This window comes from Rhizocola hellebori (genome assembly GCF_016862955.1).
Taxonomy (GTDB): Bacteria; Actinomycetota; Actinomycetes; order Mycobacteriales; family Micromonosporaceae; genus Rhizocola; species Rhizocola hellebori.
This window is the reverse complement of record NZ_BONY01000046.1, coordinates 63268-81445: the sequence shown is the minus strand read 5'-3', so window position 1 is coordinate 81445 and position 18178 is coordinate 63268. Positions and strand designations below refer to the sequence as shown.

Sequence of the window (18178 nt, the reverse complement as noted above, 5' to 3'; positions counted from 1 at the left end):
CCGCTTTCTCTACGTCGCCTTCTCTGCGCCGCTTTCTCTGCGCCGACTTCTCGACGCCGCTTTCTCTACGTCGCCTTATTTGCGCCGCACCGTCGTGGTCCTTCGCCGCACCTCCCGGGCGGCAACGCCACGCCCGTGCTTGGTCCCCCGCGGCGGCTGCGCCGCCGACAACCCGCTGGCGGTGATCTTGGCGCGGGGGTGGGGCGGCGGGGGGTTAGGGGAGGCGGGGGGTTACGCCGGCGGCGTGGGCGACGGCGGGGAGGAGGGCGTAGGCCCAGACACGGTAGCCGTCGGCTGAGGGGTGGTAGCGGTCGTGGCAGAGGGTGTTGGGGTCGGCGCGGAAGACCGGGCCGGTTTCGGCGCCGAGGTCGACGACGGCTCCTCCGGCTGCGTGGACCGCTCGGACTTGGGCGCGGGCGACGCGGCGGCCCAGCCAGCCGACGATCTGGCGCAGCGGGGGTGCGATGGCGCGGGCCGCGCCGAGGTCTGGGCAGGCACCGACCACGACTTCGACTCCGGCGTCGCGCAGGCGGCGAACTGCGGCGCCCAGATAGACCGCAGCGTCGCCGGGGCGGCGCAGGGCGGTGGCGTCGTTGGCGCCGATGAGAATGACTGCTACGTCGGGGCGTTCACCCAGCAGGCAGCGGGCCACCTGGGTGGCCAGATCCGAGGAGCGCGAGCCGGCCACGCCGACGCTGGAGAGCATGACCTGGCGGCCGTCGATGGAAAGCAGCGAGGCAAGCTGGCCGCCGACGGTGTCCACGAGGCGATCGACGCCGACGCCGAGGGCGGTGGAGTCGCCGAGCAGCACCAGCCGCAGCGGCGGACCGCTGGAGTCGCCCACCTTGGCGCGCAACGCCAAGCCGAGCGCGGGTTGGGCATAGCGCCGGTTACGGGCTACCACCGCCTCGGCCGCGAGCAGGGCGGCGCCTCCTACTGTGCCCGCCACGAGGGTGAGCGCAGCGGTCTTGAAGACCTTGCGGGCCAACGAACTCATGCTCGCTCCAGACTGTCCACTGTGGGCGATGCATCGGCCGGGCGCACCGCCTCCCAAACCCGGCGGCGCAGTTGTGCCCACCGCCCGGCGGGGCCGCGGTCTCGGCCGCCCACCTTGACCGCGCTGACCTCGGTGCCAGCACGCCGGACGGCCTCTTCCGCGGCCTGTGGCAGCGACCGTACCCCGACCTCGGCATTTGACGAAAGAGCATTCGGAATCGGAGCCCGCATCGCGGCCACCACGGTCGGCAGCAGCACAGAGGCGGCCAAGGCGTATCCCTCGGCCGAGGGATGGAATCGGTCGCGCGAGAACATGCGATGTGGCTGTGCCGCAAACTTTGGCCCGAGCAGGGAACCGAGCGAGACGGTCCAGCCGCCCGCCTCGACCACGGCGACGGTTTGCGCGGCGGCGAGCTGGCGGCTCCAGCGATGCGCGAGCCACCGCAGCGGAGGCCGGAACGGGGCGATGGCCCCCAGATCGGGACAGGTGCCTACGACGACCCGGGCGCCGACCGAGCGCAGGCGCCGCACCGCATCGGCCAGATGCCGCACGGAGTTGGCCTGCCCGGCGCGGTGGGTGACATCGTTCGCGCCGACCAGGATAACCGCGACATCGGGGCGCAAGTCGAGCGCTTCGTCGACCTGAGGCAGCATTCGGGCGGAAGTCGTGCCCGCTACAGCCAGATTGGTCAGGTGAACGGGTCGGTCCAGCCGGCGGTGCAGCCCGGCGGCGATGAGCGCGCCCGGCGTCTGCCGAGCCCGTCTCACGCCCAGCCCGGCAGCCGAGGAGTCCCCGAGCACCACGAGTTTGAGCGCGTCGGCTTTGCGACCGTGCCCGTAGAACCCATCGGCTCGGGGCGGCGGGGCTTCGGCGATCGGGATGGTGCGCCGGGCAAACTCCACCTGCCCAAGCAAAACACCCGCGGCGGCTACGCCGGCCGCGGTCAGAGCGCCACCGCCGTAGAGAACAATGCGGGACCAGTCCGGGGCACGAAGCCGTTTGGAAGCGGCTCCGGCCGCAGTACGCTCGGCCATGGGGAAAAGGCTATCCGAATGGACTTTCGTTCAAGTGGAGGTGAGATGGCCAGCTCGATGCGTCGCGCCGCCGCATTCTCGGCGATTTGGCGTGCTCTGACCGCTTCAAAGGCAGGACCGGCGCTCAGCCAGCGTCTAGCTGCGCTTCCGCGGATGTTCTGGTTCACGGTAACGGGCCGATATGACGGGTTTGGTCGGCTCTTTGCGATCTCTCTAGCGACGCTGTATGTCGCCTCTCCGATAGACCTCTTTCCAGAAGCGGTCTTCCTGCTACCTGGGCTTCTCGACGATGTGGTGGTGGCCACATGGATAGCGGGCGCGGTGCTCTCCGAGACCGAGCGCTTCCTGCTCTGGGAGCAGGGTCGCGCGCCAGGGCGGCGGATGAAGCCTGAAGGCGTTATCGATGGTGAGGTCGCATAGGCTTGACGTGTGCGTTATTACGAGAACGTCGTTGACCTGATTGGCAACACCCCGCTGGTCAGGCTCCGCAATGTCACCGAGGGCATAGCGGCCACCGTGCTAGCCAAGATCGAATATTTGAACCCGGGCGGGTCGGTCAAAGACCGCATCGCGGTGCGGATGGTCGAGGCTGCCGAGGAGGAGGGCCTGCTCAAGCCCGGCGGCACCATCGTCGAGCCGACGAGCGGCAACACCGGCGTGGGCTTGGCCCTGGTGGCCCAGCTGAAGGGCTACCGGTGCGTCTTCGTCTGTCCCGACAAGGTCAGCGAGGACAAGCAGAACGTGTTGCGCGCCTACGGCGCCGAGGTGGTGGTCTGCCCGACCGCGGTGGCGCCGGAGGACCCCAGGTCTTACTACAACGTGTCTGACCGGCTGGCGCGGGAGATCCCCGGCGCGTGGAAGCCGAATCAGTATTCGAACGTGAACAACCCGAGGTCGCACTATGAGACGACCGGCCCCGAGATCTGGGAGCAGACCGCCGGCCGGATCACGCATTTTGTCGCCGGGGTGGGCACGGGCGGGACAATTTCGGGGATCGGCCGGTACCTGAAGGAGCAGGGCGACGTGCGCATCATCGGCGCCGACCCGGAGGGCTCCGTGTACTCGGGCGGGACAGGGCGGCCATATCTGGTCGAGGGCGTGGGCGAGGACTTCTGGCCGGAGACCTACGACCGCGGCGTCTGCGACGAGATCATCGAGGTGACCGACAAGGAGTCCTTCGCGATCACCCGCCGGCTCGCCCGCGAGGAGGGCCTGCTGGTCGGTGGCTCGTGCGGGATGGCCGTGGTGGCCGCGCTCGAGGTGGCCCGCAACGCGGGTCCGGACGATGTCGTGGTGGTTCTGTTGCCCGATGGCGGACGCGGGTACCTGTCGAAGATCTTCAACGATGACTGGATGGCCCGTTACGGCTTCCTGGGTCACGAGGGCGGCGGGACGACGGTCGCCGACGTGCTCGCGGCGAAGAAGGGCAACCTGCCGCAGATGGTGCACGTCCACCCGACCGACACGGTCCGCGACGCGATCGACATCATGCGCGAATATGGCGTCTCCCAGCTCCCGGTGCTCAAAGCCGAACCGCCGGTGGTGACCGGCGAGGTGGCGGGCTCGATCGTCGAGAAGGATCTGCTGGACGCGCTGTTTACCGGCGGCGCTCACCTGCACGACCCGGTCGACCGGCACGTTGGCGCGGCGCTGCCGATGATCGGTGGCGGCCAGCCGGTGTCCGAAGCTGTTGCGCTGCTTGAGAAATCCGATGCCGCGATGGTCCTCGTGGACGGAAAGCCGGTAGGCGTGATCAGCCGTCAGGACCTTTTGACCCATTTGGGGTAAAATAGCGATATGTTATGGGTTGCGCTGGAGCCAACGGCGCAACCCACGCCGCCGTTGCTTCACCTGTCCACCCGGCCCACGGTCTGGTTTGGACTCTCCGCCCTTCTTGTCGGCCTGATGATCCTGGTCGCGCTGTTGGCAAGTCGTGAGGCACGATCGCACACGCAGTGCGATACCCCCACCCCGGAAGGCCGTTAACTCTATGTAACGCCAACGAAGGTGGGTGAGTCGCTTGGCGAAGGCCGCCGACATAACCGATCCACTGTTGTGGCGCGACGCCCAGCACATGCTGGGCCGTCACAGCAGCCCCGACGAGCAAGACCAATGCGCCTGGTGCGGGAAAGCCTGGCCGTGTGACGCCAGGCGACTCGCCGAGCGGGCAGCAGCGGCCTCAAAGCGGGGCTGGCGCGAGTCGTGGACAGCCCGCCACGACATCAACAACCTACGGTCGCTGCCCCGGTGGCGACGAGAGTTCTACTAGCTTCCCCCCGCGGCGAAGCCCAGCGCCCCGCCGGCGCGGCCAACCGCGACACTGTTTCCTTCAGAAGTGAGCCGGCGTTAAGCAGCCTCCGCGGAACGTCGGCAACAGCGCCTTCGGCCCGGGCGTGGCCGCCATGCCCTAGCCCGAGCCGTCCGGCCAGGCGCGAAGCACTTCCCAGGAAATGGTGTATGGGCGAGGGTATTGGCGCTGTTCCCCGCAGTCGGCGCCACCGCCCTCGCCCACACTTCGTTTCCTCCCCCAAGTCAGGGACGACAAGTCAGGGACGACTAGGGGGAATACCGGATCACGTGGCCGGTCGGCAGGGCCTAGGTTGGGCGCGTGGCAATAATCGAGACCAGGTCGCTGACCAAGGCTTACCCGCGAGTGGTGGCGCTGGATCAGCTCACGTTGCAGGTCGATCCGGGCGTCATCGGGTTGGTGGGCGCCAACGGCGCGGGCAAATCCACGATGATCAAGGTGCTGCTCGGGCTGCTGGCGCCGACCAGCGGTGAGGTTCGGGTGCTCGGGATCGACCCGGTGACTCGGGGGCATGAGGTGCGCGCCCGCGTCGGGTATATGCCCGAGCACGACTGTCTGCCGCCCGACATGATTGCGGCCGAGTTCGTCACCCACATGGCCAGGATGAGTGGGCTGCCCAAGACGGTGGCCCGGGAGCGCGCCTCGGAGGCGCTGCGCCACGTCGGCCTCTACGAGGAGCGCTATCGCCAGATCGGTGGCTACTCCACCGGGATGAAGCAGCGGGTCAAGCTCGCTCAGGCACTCGTGCACGACCCCGATCTGCTGCTGCTCGACGAGCCGACCAACGGGCTCGATCCGGCCGGCCGGGACGCGATGCTCAATCTCATCCACCGCATCGGCAACGAATTCGGCATCTCGGTGGTGGTCTGCTCGCACCTGCTCGGCGAGGTCGAGCGGATCTGCGACTCGCTGGTGGCCATCGAAGCGGGGCGGCTGTTGCGAGCCGACCGTATCGAGTCGATGACGACGGGCACGGATGTGCTGGCGATCGAGGTGGCCGAGGGGACCGAGGCGCTGGCGGAAGCGCTGGCGGCCAAGGGAATCCAGCCTCGTCTCGATCAGCGGGCCCTGCTCGTCCCACTGTCCAATGAGGACACTTACGACGTCGTTCTGCGTACGGTGGCCGACCTGGATCTGCCGTTGCACCGGCTGGAACAGCGTCACCACCGGGTGGCCGAGCTGTTCGCCACGGAGAGGGAGGCCAGCAATGTCGGCTGACGGTGCTGTTCAAAACAGTGTTATCCATGACATCGGGTATCAGCGCTATGACGGGCCGCGGCTCAGCCGCGGGTACGCGGCGCGATCCCTTTTCGTGCACGGGCTTCGGGCCTCGTTCGGGTTGGGCCGTAGCGCCAAGGCGAAGATCTTTCCTTGGATCATTATCGGCATAGTGAGCGCGATCGCCCTCATCGTGGCGGTGGTTCGGGCGCAGGGCGGCGAGACCGACATCGGCTATCAGGACCTGCCGCAGGTGGCCAGCTTCCTCATCCTGATCTTCCTGGCGGTAGTGGCGCCGGAGCTGGTGTCGCGGGATCTTCGCAATCATTTGCTGCCGCTCTACTTTTCCCGGCCGGTCGGCCGCGTCGATTACGTGCTGGCCAAACTCGGCGCGCTCGTCGTCGCCGCCTGGCTGATCCTGGCCGGCCCGCAGCTGCTCATCTTCGTCGCCAGCGCCTTCGGCGGCGCGGACTTCCTTGGTGAGCTCAAGGATCTGCTCGGCGGGTTCGCGATGGCGGCCATGTACGCGGTGCTCTTCGGAACCGTCTCGCTGCTCATCGCCTCGCTCGCCAGCCGCCGGGCCTTCGCCGCGGGCGCGATCGCCGCTGTCTATCTGATCAGCCTTCCGGTGGTCGCCGTGGTGATGGCACTCGGGTCGGAGACCGCCCGGCAGATCGCGCCGATGGCGAGCCCGTTCATGCTGCCCGAGGGGATCCGTGAATGGATCTGGGGTAATGGCGGGGACATCGACGTCGGCAGCTACGGGCCGGCCTACGGAGTGGTCGGCCTGCTCCTGCCCGCGATCTGTGTGCTGCTCCTGCTCCTGCGCTACCGGAGGGTGTCGCTGTGACCACATTGGACCTGACCGGAGTGTCGCGCTGGTACGGCAACGTCGTCGCCATCAACGACATCACGATGAGCCTCGGCCCGGGCGTGACCGGTCTGCTCGGCCCGAACGGGGCCGGCAAGACGACGCTGCTGCACATGATGGCGGGCTTCCTCGCGCCGTCGCGCGGCGAGGTCACCCTCGACAAGGAGCCGACCTGGCGCCACCCGGAGATCTACCGCCACCTCGGCCTGGTGAGCGAAAGGGAAGCGGCGCACGGGTTTTTGACCGGCTGGGAGTTCGTCTACGCCAGCGCCAAGCTGCACGGCCTGGCCGACCCGAAGGGTGCCGCGAAGCGCGCTCTAGAACTGGTGGAGATGACCGAGTCGCAGAACAGGCGGCTCAGCACCTACTCCAAGGGGATGCGCCAGCGCACCCGGGTCGCGGCGGCGCTCGTCCACGATCCCGGTGTGCTGCTGCTCGATGAGCCGTTCAACGGCATGGACCCGCGTCAGCGCCTGCACATGATGGAGCTGCTGCACGATCTCGGGGATGAGGGCCGCACGGTCCTGTTCAGCTCGCACATTCTCGAAGAGGTCGAGCAGGTCTCCGGCACGGTCCAGGTGATCGTGGCGGGAAGGCTTGCCGCCAGCGGGGATTTCCGCACGATCCGGCGGTTGATGACGCACCGCCCGCACGTCTTCGCCATCGTCTCCAGCGACGACCGCAGACTCGCGGTGGCGCTGATGGCCAGCGACTCGGTGGCCGGGGTTTCCCTCGGCGGCGAGGGCCTTGTCGTGCACGCCGGGGACTATGGCACGTTCACCCGTGAGCTGCCGCGAATCGCGTTGGCGCAAGGGATCCGGGTGCGCCGGCTGACCCCGTCCGACGAGTCGCTTGAAAGCGTCTTCTCCTATCTGGTCGCGGCTTAGGGAGCAAACATGAACGCCACCATCGCTTGGATCACCGCTCGCGGTCTGTTCGGCCGCAGCCGCTTCCTGTTGCTTTTCCCGCTGCCGCTCATCCTGATCGGGATGGCCTGGCTGGGCTCCTCGCTCGGGCATCCCGAGGAATTCGCCTTCCCGGTGCTGGGTGGGATTGGCATAGCCACGCTGCTGCCGGTCACCGCGTTGATTGTGGGGACGGCGGTGCTCGGGTCGGAGATCGACGACGGCACCGTGGTGCACATCCTCACCAAGCCGATTCCCCGCTGGAAGATTGTGCTTTCCAAACTCGTGGTGGCCTTCGGCGTCACCACGATCACGGTCGCGGTGCCGATGCTGATCGCCGGGATCGTCACCGACGGATGGCGGCTCGGGCTCGGCTTGGCGGCCGCCAGCGCGGTGGGAGCGCTTGCTTACAGTGCATTGTTCATCGCGCTCAGTGTGCTGACGCGACGGCCGGTGCTCGTCGGGCTCCTCTACGTGATGATTTGGGAGGGGCTGCTCAGCAACGCGGTCTCCGGCACCAGGGTGCTTTCCATTCAGCAGTACGTGATTTCGCTCGCGCACAAATGGGCGGACACCAGTCTGATCAACGGTACGGTATCGATCACGGTCGCCTTCATCATGAGCGCGGTATTTACGGCTCTCGGTTTCTGCTTCGCGACCGATCGGCTGCGGTCGTTCTCGGTTGCCGGAGAGACAAGCTAAAGACACTTATGGGGCAAGGGTGGCATGCTCATGCCATCCTGAACCGCGATGCGGTCCTTTGTGTTGATAGCTCTCGCGGCGGCCCTGAGCGCCCCGGCCGCCGGTGTGGCCACCGCCCAGACGCGTTCGCGGACCTTCGATGTTCTGCCGAACCAGGCGCAGCTGTTTCCGCTCAGCGTTGAATGCGAGAGCGGGGAGGAAGTTGTCGGCGGAGGGTTCTCGTCGGCGTCGCGCGAGCTGCGGGTGATCTCCAGTTACCCGAGCTCGCCGACCTCGTGGACGGTGGTCGTCTGGAATCCCTCCAAAACCCTTGCGCCGCTTCAGGTCAACGTCAGATGCCTGCGCGGCGCCGACGGGCACACCTCGTCGCAGACCGTCGCGGGGCAGCCGCCGTCGGCGCAGGCGCAATGTCCTAGCGGGACGGTGGTGACCGGCGGCGGTTATCGGTCGTCGTGGGCCCCGCGCACCGGCGGGGCCGTGGTGACGGGCAGCTATCCCACGGCGGGCAACGGGTGGGCCGTGGAGGCGGCTCGTCTTCCCGGCGATGCCGGCGGCGCACCCGGTACCCAGAAAATTGAGGTCTTCGCGGTTTGCCTTGGCGGCAAAGCGAGCAGCTCCACGCTCGGTGCGGCCGTGACACAGGTGGAGGCGGGGACACCAAGTTGCATAGCGGTCCCGAATTTCGCCCAGCAGTGCACCTTCCCGCGCACCGCGTCGCAAAAGGTCACCTGCGCGGCCGGCGAGGTCTTCAGCTCCTCCGGTTACCAGGTCACCTCCGGCACGCTGCCGAACTATGCCGTGCTCACGGCCGGCGGCGAGATCTTCGAAGTCAGTGGGGCCAGCCGCGACAACTCGGCCATCGCGATGCGGCTGACACCGGTCTGCCTTACCTGGCTTGCCGCTCCGGTCCCGGCGCCGGCCTCGCTGCAGTGGGCGCTCCCGGCCGGTGCGGCGGTGCTGCTATTGCTGCTGCTGGCCGTGTTTCTGGTGCGATCCAGGTCGAACAGGAACAAGAAACCGCCCGGCAGCACGGGTCTTGAGGTCACGGTGAAGTCGCAGCGCAGCGCGTTTCGTCTGGACCAGCTGCGGGAGGTGTCATGACGACGGTGCGGGAGCTGCTTTTCGGCAGCGCTTCGGGAGAGATCGAAGCGGCCGAGCACCTGGCCGCCTCCGGCGCGGTGTCGTCCCCGGCGGTGTGCCAGGCGGTGGTGAGCAGGCTGTCCCAGGTGCTCGACTTCGAGGTGAGCGACGTGCTGCTGGAGGCGTTCCGGATCCAGTCGCGCCTGCTGACAGCGGCCCGGGAAACCCATGCCCAGCCGGGCACCGTGCAGCGGGTGACGGTGAAAACCTATGAGCTGCCGTGGGAACACGAGCTGGAGCTCGACGTCACGGTCAGCGGCAAACACCTGATGACGATCACCGCCGCCCTGCGTCTCGATCTCGAGGTGACCGCCCTGGTGGCGGTCGTCCAAAGAGGACTCCTGACCGATGTGGAAGGCGGCCGGTACCGGGTTTCCGCGCACCTGACCGTGCAGGGTCGCGACATCGTCTCCCGCGATCGCCTCTTCGAGTTGCTCTACGAGCTGAAGTGCGGCTCCGGAATCCCGCTGATCAGCCAGGCCCGGGCACGTTAACATCCAGACGTGCCAGCACCCAACGGCTTCGACTACCAGATCCGCCCGGATGGGGCCGTAGTCATCACCCACCACGGCCGCCCGGCCACCACCCTGCGCGGTGCCCGAGCGGAGGCCTTCCTGGCCGAGGTCGGCGAGGACGACCAGGAGGTTATGGCCCGGTGGACCGGCAACTACAAGCGCGGCAACGAGCGTGTCGCCCGCAACCATCCGCGCAACAGGGGTCTCTGACATGGAGATCACTACTTGGTACCTGGAGCAGACCGCGCCGGCAGACCTGGTCGCCGTAGCCCAGCCGGCCCAACCCCTGACCATCATGCAAGCAGAGCAGCCCACGCCGGAGTTCAGCCGCTTTCTCTACACCGCGGTCGGTGGTCCCTGGCATTGGCGCGGCCGTCTGCCGTGGACATACCGCCGCTGGCAGGAGTGGCTGGGCAAGCCGGGTCTGGAGACCTGGGTGGTCTATCAGCACGGCACTCCGGCCGGCTACGCCGAGCTGGTCCCGCACGACGACGGCGCGATCGAGGTCAATAGCTTTGGCCTGCTTCCGGCTTTCGTCGGCAAGGGAATCGGCCGCTACTTCCTCTGGTGGGTGCTCGACCACGCCTGGCAGCTCACCACGACCCGGGTCTGGCTGCACACCTGCTCCCTGGACAGCCCCCACGCGCTGGCCAACTACCAGGCACGCGGCCTGCGTGTCTACGACATCAAGACCGGCTCCGAGGATCTGCCCGACCGGCCGCCGGGCCCCTGGCCCGGCGCCGAGCTGGAGCGCTAGGTGTCCGACGCGCGCCGCCTGATCACGCCCGCGTTCGTCGCGCTGACCCTGTCGGAACTTGCCTACTTTCTGGCGATCGGGCTGATGATCCCGGTGGTGCCGCTGCTGGCTTCCGGCCCGATGGCGGCCGGCCCGGTCGGCGTCGGTGTCGCGGTGGGAATCTTCAGCTTCACCGCGCTGGTGTTGCGTCCCTTCGCCGGGCGGCTTTCCGACCGGCTGGGCAGTGGCCGGCTCTTCCTTATCGGCGGCATCCTGTTCACTCTCGTCATCGCCGCCCATCTTGTGGTCGAGTCGTATTGGGCGCTGCTCATCGTGCGGGGGGCGCTCGGGGTCTCAGACGCCCTCTTCTTCGTGGCGGGCATGGCCGCGCTCGCCGACATCGCCCCGCCCGACCGGCTCGGCGAGGCGCTGAGCTACAACTCGCTTGCCCTCTACCTCGGCATCGCCTTCGGCCCGGCGCTCGGGGAATGGCTGTTGCGCGCCGGAAACTTCGACACAGCCTGGCTCGGGGCGCTCGGGTTGGGATGTTTGGCCACGCTGTTCGCGGCCGGGGTTCCGCGAATGAAACGTGTCCACGCACCCGCGGAGCCGGCCCCGCTGATTGCCCGTCAACTGATCGGGCCGGGTCTGGCCTTCCTCGCCGGGCTGGGCGGCGCCGCCGGATTCCTTGCCTTCGCCACCCTTTACGCCCGCGACATCGGGCTGAACGGCGCGGGCACAGTGCTTTTCGTCTACGGGGCTGTCGTGGTCGGCTGTCGTCTGCTGTTCGCCCGGCTCTCCGACCGCTACCCGGCCCCGCTGCTGTCGGGATGGGCGCTTATCAACTGCGCCCTCGGCCTTGGCCTGATGAGCCTCACGGACACGTCCAACGGGCTGATCGCGGGTGCCGTGGTGCTCGGCGTGGGTGTCACCTTCCTCACCCCCGCCTTCTATCGCGAGATGATGAGCCGCCTGCCCGCCTCCCAGCACGGCGCGGCGGCCGCGACCTTCAGCATCTTCGTCGACCTCGGACTGGGCGGCGGCCCCATCCTGTTCGGCCTCATCGCCAACCCGGCAAGCATCCCGGCCGCTTTCGCCATCGCCGCGGCCCTAGCCGGTCTCGCGGGGATCGCCGTCCTCACCTCCTTCCGGCGGGCTCCGAAGCCCGGCTAGCCGTCTAGGCCCTGTCAGCCGCGCACGCGCCCAGCAGGCGCCGTGCCCAGCCGTACACGACCGGCAGGTAGTTGAAGGCGTGTGCCTCTCCGACAAGATCGACGAGGCCCACAAACTTGACCAGCTCGGCGAAGGCAGATATCGGCCCCGCTGGTCGCCACGCACGGCGCAGCGCCGCCGGATCGACGACGCCAGACCACCCGGAGAGGTAAGCGTCGAACCCTGCAGCGGCCTGCTCGGGCGACGCGTCATAGCGCGCGCACGCGAGGTCCAACAGCGGGTTGCCGATCGCGGCGAACGACCAGTCATGCAGCAGCACGCCGTCTGCGCGCAGCACGGCGTTGCCCGGGTGGAAGTCGCCGTGGATCAGGGTGTCAGGCATGCCGGCCGTCTCCAGATCCGCGCAGCACCTGCTCAGAAACGAGCCGAGACCGCGCAGCTGGGTCGCCTCATGCGCATCGAAGGCACGATGCAGGTTTCGCAGCTCCTTGGGCGCAGCCCACAGGTCATCCCGAGACAGCAGATCCGGAATCGTGGAAGCAAGGTCCGCCATACGGAGCGGCCGACAGCCGAGCGCGAACAACGCCTCGGTCTGATCGAGCATGGCCACCTGAACCCGGCACAGCTGAGCCAGGATGCGCGCCTGATCGGCCGGCGACCCCTTTTGCCCATCGGCTCCGCCGAAGTCGTTCGCCACCCACCAGGCATCGGGCGCGGCCGCCGCCACGATGGTGGCGAACGGTCCGCAGCCCTGTGTTGCCAACCACGACGTCACGGCGGGCTCGTGCGCATACGGCGGCAGACCGCTTTTGAGGAAGACGTCACCGCCGTCGGCCGCAGTTCGCAGCACGGCCGACAAGCTCCAATGCTTGACCTGTTGCGAGTCGCCGAGGCGACGGCGGCCGGTCGCGGCGAGCACCTCGTCGACGTAGGCATCGGCACGCTCGGCCCACCCGGTCCTGTACCAGGGCGGCCGCCATCGGTCCTGGTCAAGGAACCGGTCGACGACAGTCACCTGTCCGTATACATCGGCGGGCGGGCGCCAGCTGTACCCCACCGGGGCATCCTGACCCGGACCCGCCGTCATCACGACGGTGACGAAATCGAGCGGCTCCAGAACCCTTCCGCACACGCCGATCTGGGCGGCGATCGCCTCGGAAAGGCGGCCCCCGAGCGGAGGCCACGCACTCTCGAAGCGCAACTCGGGCAGCTGGACAGTGCCACTGCGCTCGTCGCACAGCACCAACCCGGACGCATCATCAACCAGAACAACCTTCGCCGCCGACCGAGCCTGCACCACCGCGCTTCCCCTCGGGGGCTAGTTAGCGGCGAGACCGACGGGGCAGGACATGCCGTTGGGGCCGATGTTGCAGTAGCCGCCCGGGTTTTTGGCGTCGGAAAGGTATTGCTGGTGATAGTCCTCGGCGTAGTAGAAGTCGCCCAGCGGCGCGATCTCGGTGGTGATCTGGCCGTAGCCGCTCGCGCTCACGACGGGCTGGAAGGCCTTTTCTGAGGCGAGGGCCTCGGCCATTTGGGCGTCGGTGGTGGTGTAGATGGCCGAGCGGTATTGGGTGCCGATGTCATTGCCTTGACGCATGCCCTGGGTCGGGTCGTGGTTCTCCCAGAAGATCTTGAGCAGTGTTTGGTACGAGACGACGCTCGGGTCGAAGACGACCTGCACCACTTCGTTTTGACCGGTCATTCCGGAACAGACCTCTTCATAGGTCGGATTCGGCGTGATACCGCCCGCGTAGCCGACCGCGGTGGAGTAGACGCCGGCTGTCTTCCAGAAGATGCGCTCAGCCCCCCAGAAGCAGCCCATGCCGAAGACGGCGACCTCGGTGTTTGCGGGCCAGGGCCCCTTGGTGGGGGTGCCGAGCACGGTGTGCCGCTCGGCGATCCTCAGCGCGTCGGGGCGGCCGGGCAGGGCTTCGGTGGCGGTGGGCAGTTCGAGCATCTTGCGGCGCAAAAACATGCCTCAATGATGCCGCAGTAATCTGAGGTCATGTCTTACGGCTTTGAAACGCTTGCCATACACGCTGGCCAGGAGCCCGATCCTCGGACCGGAGCGGTGATCCCGCCGATCTTCCAGACGTCGACCTACGCGCAGGACGCGGTGGGTGCGCCACGGCTGGGGTACGAGTACTCGCGGTCGGGCAACCCTACCCGTGACTCGCTGCAGGAGTGCCTGGCCGCACTCGAGGGCGGCGCGCACGGGCTCACCTTCGCCAGCGGCCTGGCCGCCGAGGACACCCTGCTCCGCGCGGCCTGCCTGCCCGGTGATCATGTGGTGATCCCGAACGACGCCTACGGCGGCACGTACCGCCTGTTCGCGAAGGTGGCGCAGCGTTGGGGCCTGACCTGGAGCGCGGCCGATGTCTCCAATGTGGACGAGATCCGCTCCAAGATCACTGAGAAGACCAAGCTGATCTGGATCGAGACCCCGACCAACCCGTTGCTCAACATCGCCGACCTGGCCGCGATCGCCACCGTGGCCCGCGACGCCAGAGCGCTTCTGGTCGTGGACAACACCTTTGCCAGCCCATACCTGCAGCAGCCGCTCGCGCTCGGGGCGGATGTGGTGGTGCATTCGACGACGAAGTATGTGGGCGGGCACTCCGATGTGGTGGGTGGCGCGCTTGTGGTGAACGACCAGGAGCTGGCCGACACGCTGAAGTTCCACCAGAACGCCATGGGCGCCGTCAACGGGCCGTTCGATGCCTGGCTCACCCTGCGCGGGGTGAAGACGCTCGCGGTGCGGATGGAGCGGCACTGCGACAACGCGGAGAAGGTGGTCGAGTTCCTCGCCCGGCATCGCAAGGTGAGCCAGGTTCTCTACCCGGGGCTGCCCGAGCACCCGGGTCACGAGGTGGCGGCGAAGCAGATGCGGCGCTTCGGCGGGATGATCAGTTTCCGGACCGGTGATCCGGCCGAGGCCGAGCGGATCTGCAACAGCACCAAGGTGTTCACGCTTGCGGAGTCCCTGGGCGGAATCGAGTCGCTGATCGAGCACCCGGGCCGGATGACCCACGCCAGCGTGGCCGGGTCGGCGCTTGAGGTTCCGGCAGATCTCGTCCGGCTGTCGGTTGGCATAGAGACCGTCGACGATCTGATCGCCGATCTGGCACAAGCGTTGGGGTAACTGGGTTTTGACGGCTGAAGGCCGTGGGTGAGGTACCTCACCCACGGCCTTCTTGCATCCGCTATGCCGGGAAACGCCAGAAATGAGGCTGTGCCGCGTGGGAGGCATTCCCCTGGAGGATCACCAATGCGCTACCGCCGCCCGGACGGGAACTGTCCAAATAGGCCAGCGTTGCACGATCCGGCGGGGCATCCATACTGGAGCGACACATGACGGAGGGTTCGCGATGGCCGAAAGCTGGGTCGGAGCTACGGCAAAGCAGATCGCGCGAGCCGTGCGCCGGGGCGACACGTCAGCGACCGAGGTCGTCGCCGATCACCTCGACCACCTGAGGCGCACCGACAGCCAGGTGTCCGCATTCCGCTCGGTACGGGCAGCCGAAGCGCTGGCCGAGGCGGAGAAGGTGGACGACCAGCCCGATCTGGGCAACCTGCCGCTGGCCGGAGTTCCCATCGTGATCAAGGAGAACACCGCGGTCGCCGGGATACCCACCTGGAACGGCTCGGAGGCGGCGTCGGAAGGGGTCGCCGAGGAGGATCACGAGCTGGTCCGGCGGCTGCGCGGGGCCGGGGCGGTCGTCCTGGGTACCAGCCGCATGCCCGAGCTGGGCCTGTGGGGCAGCACCGACGATCAAAGCTCGGTAACCCGCAACCCGTGGTCGCTCGAGCACACCGCGGGCGGATCCTCCGGCGGCTCCGCCGCCGCCGTCTCGGCCGGCCTCGTCCCCATCGCCCATGCCAATGACGGACTTGGATCGGTGCGCATCCCGGCCGCGTGCTGCGGGCTGATCGGGCTCAAGCCGGGCCGGGGCGTGCTGCCGGTCGGTTTCAGCGAGGCAGGGCAGTGGTTCGGCCTGGTCGAGCACGGGATCCTGGCGACCACCGTGGCCGACGCGGCGCTGGGCTTCGCCGTGCTCGGGGGACGCACCCCCCAGCCGCTGACCCAGCCCGGGAGGCTGCGCGTCGCGGTGTCGCTGCGCTCACCGGTGGACGGGGTGCGCCCCGACGAGGGCAACCGCACCGCCTTGCACACCGCGGCGAAACTGCTGACCGATTGCGGGCATGACACCGTGGCGGCTGATCCTCGGTACCCGACAAGCCTTGGTCTTAAAGGAATGGCCACCTGGTTCGCCGCGGCCTACCGGGTGGCTGAGGAGGCCAAGCTTGATCGTTCCCAGCTGCAGGCGCGCACAAGACGGCACGTGAAGCTGGGCGAGTGGGTATGGCGGCGCGGTTACGTCCAGGAGAAGGATCGCCAAGTCTTCCGCGACCTCAGCCTCGGCTTCTTCACCGATGGCGGCTTCGATGTGCTCGTCACGCCGGTGCTGGCGCGGGCGCCGCTGGCGGCCAAGGATTGGCATCGGCGTGGATGGATGTCCAACCTGATGGCCAACATCCGCTATGCGCCCTATCCGGCACCTTGGAACATCACGGGTTTCCCCGCGCTTACGGTCCCGGTCGGAGTGCGCCACGACGGCCTGCCCGCCGCGGTCCAATTGGTCGGCCCGCCCGGCACCGAGCTGCAGCTGCTCGCCGTCGCCGGGCAGATGGAGCTGGCCGCCCCCTGGCGCCGCTACGCCCCCGGCTACCCGCAGGGGATGTGATGCGGGAGTGATGTGGCTTGCTGCCGCGAGGCATAAGCGAGCCGGGGGTGGCACGATCGGGGGGTGACTCCGGATCTCGTCAGTGTCGCCGACGTCCAAGCAGCCCGTGAGCTTCTCAAGGGGGTCGTGCGAACGACGCCCCTTGAGCCGTGTCGGCCTTTGTCGGCCAAGCTCGGTGGAGCTGCCTACCTCAAGTGCGAAAACATGCAGCGTGCCGGGTCTTACAAGGTGCGTGGCGCCTACGTGCGCATTTCGCGGCTGAGCGAAGAGGAACGCCGTCGCGGGGTGGTGGCGGCAAGCGCCGGCAACCACGCCCAGGGCGTCGCTCTGGCGGCCGGGCTGTGCCACACCAAGGCCACCGTCTTCATGCCGATCGGTGCTCCGCTGCCGAAGGTGGCCGCGACGAAGGGCTATGGCGCGAGCATCGAGCTGGTGGGCACCACTGTGGATGAGGCGCTGGTCGCCGCGCAGGAGTTCGCCGACCGGACGGGCGCGGTCTTCATCCATCCCTTCGATCATCCCGACGTCATCGCGGGTCAGGGCACCGTCGCGCTGGAAATCCTCGAGCAGCTGCCCGAGGTGGGCACCATCATCACCGGAATCGGTGGCGGCGGTCTGATCTCAGGGATGGCGGTCGCGGCCAAGGCCATCCGGCCCGAGATCCACATTGTCGGGGTCCAGGCGGTCGGAGCCGCGGCGGTGCCGCCCTCGCTGCGGGCCGGCGCCCCGGTGCGAATAAGCAGCATCTCGACGATCGCTGACGGAATTGCGGTCGGCCGGCCGGGTGATATCACCTTCGCCCATATAAGCAAGCTGGTCGATCAGGTGGTGACGGTCACCGACGAGGAGATCTCGCGAGCGCTGTTGATGCTGCTTGAGCGGGGCAAGCTGGTGGTCGAGCCGGCCGGCAGCGTCGGCGTGGCGGCCCTGCTCGCGGGCGCGGCGCAGGTCAATCAGCCGGTGGTGGCCGTGCTGTCCGGCGGCAACATCGATCCCATGCTGCTCATGCGGGTCATCCAGCACGGCCTTTCCGCGGCCGGTCGCTACCTCAAGCTCACCGTGCGCTGTGCTGATCGCCCCGGCCAGCTGGCGGCGCTGCTCTCGCTCATCGGCGATCAGCGAGCCAACGTGGACGACGTGATCCATCAGCGCAACGACCCCCGCCTGCGCCTGGGCGAGGTGGAGGTGGTGCTGTCGGTGGAGACCCGCGGGGCCGAGCACTCGGATCGTCTGATCAGCGCCCTGCGCGCGGCCGGGTACGCGGTGATCACCGACCACGACTGAGCGATCAGCTCGTGAACGCCTCGAAGGAGAGGATCGTCACCTTGATCTCCGTGCCGCTGGGCGCGGTGTAGGTGACGGTCTGGCCCTTGCGCGTGCCCATGATGGCCTGGCCGAGCGCGGACTCGGGCGAGTAGACCTTCAGGTCGGTGGTCGCGGCGATCTCGCGGGAGCCGAGCAGGAAGGTCTCGGTGTCGTCGGTGTCGTCGTCGAAGTGGATCGTCACCACGGTGCCCACGGACACCTTGTCGCCGCTGGGCGCCTCGCCGACCTGGGCCACCCGCAGCAGCTCCTGCAGGTACCGGATGCGCGCTTCGGCCTTGCCCTGCTCCTCGCGGGCGGCGTGATAGCCGCCGTTCTCCTTGAGGTCGCCTTCCTCGCGCCGGGCATTGATCTCGGCGGCAATGGCCGGACGCTGCGCGACCCGCTCGGCGAGTTCAGCCTGAAGGCGGTCATACGCTTCCTGGGAGAGCCAGGTGGCATCGTCGGTCGTCGACACGGAAATCTCCTGCTGTTAATGCCGGCCCTCATCGCGAAAGCCGCAAGGAGAGCT

General features: G+C 68.0%; 21 protein-coding genes. 16 read left to right on the top strand and 5 right to left on the bottom strand.

Annotation, left to right across the window (positions count from 1 at the left end; translation table 11 throughout):
* Positions 1–214: 214 nt before the first annotated feature.
* Both Rhe02_RS31305 and Rhe02_RS31300 read right to left on the bottom strand, forming a co-directional pair.
* Complete coding sequence (locus Rhe02_RS31305) at positions 215–997, bottom strand: SGNH/GDSL hydrolase family protein (RefSeq protein WP_203912017.1); 783 nt, start codon at positions 995–997, stop codon at positions 215–217.
* Positions 994–2031, bottom strand: coding sequence for an SGNH/GDSL hydrolase family protein (locus Rhe02_RS31300; RefSeq protein WP_203912016.1), 1038 nt, complete (start codon positions 2029–2031; stop codon positions 994–996). Before Rhe02_RS31300 ends, Rhe02_RS31305 begins: the two co-directional genes overlap by 4 nt.
* 45 nt (positions 2032–2076) lie before the next feature.
* Here Rhe02_RS31300 and Rhe02_RS31295 point away from each other — a divergent pair, with 45 nt between their 5' ends.
* From Rhe02_RS31295 to Rhe02_RS31235, 13 genes are all read left to right on the top strand, one after another.
* Positions 2077–2451 carry a DUF1232 domain-containing protein gene (locus Rhe02_RS31295; protein ID WP_203912015.1) on the top strand — a complete coding sequence of 125 codons (375 nt, stop codon included), beginning with the start codon at positions 2077–2079 and terminating at the stop codon, positions 2449–2451.
* A 9-nt stretch (positions 2452–2460) separates the two neighbouring features.
* Entirely contained in the window at positions 2461–3819 is a 1359-nt protein-coding gene (locus tag Rhe02_RS31290; RefSeq protein ID WP_203912014.1) for a cystathionine beta-synthase, read from the top strand.
* 9 nt (positions 3820–3828) lie between these two features.
* On the top strand, positions 3829–4017 hold the full coding sequence (locus Rhe02_RS31285; protein WP_203912013.1) for a hypothetical protein: 189 nt from the start codon (positions 3829–3831) through the stop codon (positions 4015–4017).
* A 25-nt stretch (positions 4018–4042) separates the two neighbouring features.
* On the top strand, positions 4043–4300 hold the full coding sequence (locus tag Rhe02_RS31280) for a hypothetical protein (RefSeq protein WP_203912012.1): 258 nt from the start codon (positions 4043–4045) through the stop codon (positions 4298–4300).
* A gap of 339 nt (positions 4301–4639) precedes the next feature.
* Positions 4640–5557: an ABC transporter ATP-binding protein gene (locus Rhe02_RS31275; protein ID WP_203912011.1), complete on the top strand. Its 918-nt coding sequence runs from the start codon at positions 4640–4642 to the stop codon at positions 5555–5557.
* On the top strand, positions 5547–6407 hold the full coding sequence (locus tag Rhe02_RS31270) for an ABC transporter permease (RefSeq protein WP_203912010.1): 861 nt from the start codon (positions 5547–5549) through the stop codon (positions 6405–6407). Before Rhe02_RS31275 ends, Rhe02_RS31270 begins: the two co-directional genes overlap by 11 nt.
* Entirely contained in the window at positions 6404–7315 is a 912-nt protein-coding gene (locus Rhe02_RS31265) for an ABC transporter ATP-binding protein (RefSeq protein ID WP_239124166.1), read from the top strand. Before Rhe02_RS31270 ends, Rhe02_RS31265 begins: the two co-directional genes overlap by 4 nt.
* Positions 7316–7324: 9 nt before the next feature.
* Positions 7325–8035 carry an ABC transporter permease subunit gene (locus tag Rhe02_RS31260; protein ID WP_203912009.1) on the top strand — a complete coding sequence of 237 codons (711 nt, stop codon included), beginning with the start codon at positions 7325–7327 and terminating at the stop codon, positions 8033–8035.
* A gap of 48 nt (positions 8036–8083) precedes the next feature.
* A complete protein-coding gene (locus tag Rhe02_RS31255; RefSeq protein ID WP_203912008.1) occupies positions 8084–9136 on the top strand; it encodes a hypothetical protein in 1053 nt (350 codons plus the stop codon).
* The gene (locus tag Rhe02_RS31250) at positions 9133–9669 is read left to right on the top strand and encodes a hypothetical protein (RefSeq protein WP_203912007.1); all 537 of its coding nucleotides are present in this window, start codon (positions 9133–9135) and stop codon (positions 9667–9669) included. The genes Rhe02_RS31255 and Rhe02_RS31250 overlap by 4 nt, the downstream gene beginning before the upstream one ends.
* 9 nt (positions 9670–9678) lie before the next feature.
* The gene (locus Rhe02_RS31245) at positions 9679–9900 is read left to right on the top strand and encodes a hypothetical protein (RefSeq protein WP_203912006.1); all 222 of its coding nucleotides are present in this window, start codon (positions 9679–9681) and stop codon (positions 9898–9900) included.
* A 1-nt stretch (position 9901) separates the two neighbouring features.
* Entirely contained in the window at positions 9902–10447 is a 546-nt protein-coding gene (locus Rhe02_RS31240) for a GNAT family N-acetyltransferase (RefSeq protein ID WP_203912005.1), read from the top strand.
* The gene (locus tag Rhe02_RS31235; RefSeq protein WP_203912004.1) at positions 10448–11599 is read left to right on the top strand and encodes an MFS transporter; all 1152 of its coding nucleotides are present in this window, start codon (positions 10448–10450) and stop codon (positions 11597–11599) included.
* A 4-nt stretch (positions 11600–11603) separates the two neighbouring features.
* Here the strand turns inward: Rhe02_RS31235 and Rhe02_RS31230 are convergent, their stop codons facing one another.
* Both Rhe02_RS31230 and msrA read right to left on the bottom strand, forming a co-directional pair.
* The gene (locus tag Rhe02_RS31230) at positions 11604–12899 is read right to left on the bottom strand and encodes a phosphotransferase (RefSeq protein WP_203912003.1); all 1296 of its coding nucleotides are present in this window, start codon (positions 12897–12899) and stop codon (positions 11604–11606) included.
* A gap of 18 nt (positions 12900–12917) precedes the next feature.
* Positions 12918–13574 carry a peptide-methionine (S)-S-oxide reductase MsrA gene (msrA, locus tag Rhe02_RS31225; protein WP_203912002.1) on the bottom strand — a complete coding sequence of 219 codons (657 nt, stop codon included), beginning with the start codon at positions 13572–13574 and terminating at the stop codon, positions 12918–12920.
* Between the two features lie 30 nt (positions 13575–13604).
* Between msrA and Rhe02_RS31220 the strand changes: the two genes are divergently transcribed.
* The 3 genes from Rhe02_RS31220 (at position 13605) to ilvA (ending at position 17628) form a co-directional block, all read left to right on the top strand.
* Positions 13605–14741, top strand: coding sequence for a cystathionine gamma-synthase (locus tag Rhe02_RS31220; protein ID WP_203912001.1), 1137 nt, complete (start codon positions 13605–13607; stop codon positions 14739–14741).
* A gap of 226 nt (positions 14742–14967) precedes the next feature.
* The gene (locus tag Rhe02_RS31215; RefSeq protein WP_203912000.1) at positions 14968–16344 is read left to right on the top strand and encodes an amidase; all 1377 of its coding nucleotides are present in this window, start codon (positions 14968–14970) and stop codon (positions 16342–16344) included.
* A gap of 63 nt (positions 16345–16407) precedes the next feature.
* A complete protein-coding gene (gene ilvA, locus Rhe02_RS31210) occupies positions 16408–17628 on the top strand; it encodes a threonine ammonia-lyase (protein WP_203911999.1) in 1221 nt (406 codons plus the stop codon).
* Between the two features lie 4 nt (positions 17629–17632).
* On the opposite strand, the gene greA is transcribed toward ilvA, so the two are convergent.
* Positions 17633–18124: a transcription elongation factor GreA gene (greA, locus tag Rhe02_RS31205; protein ID WP_239124165.1), complete on the bottom strand. Its 492-nt coding sequence runs from the start codon at positions 18122–18124 to the stop codon at positions 17633–17635.
* Positions 18125–18178 lie beyond the last annotated feature (54 nt).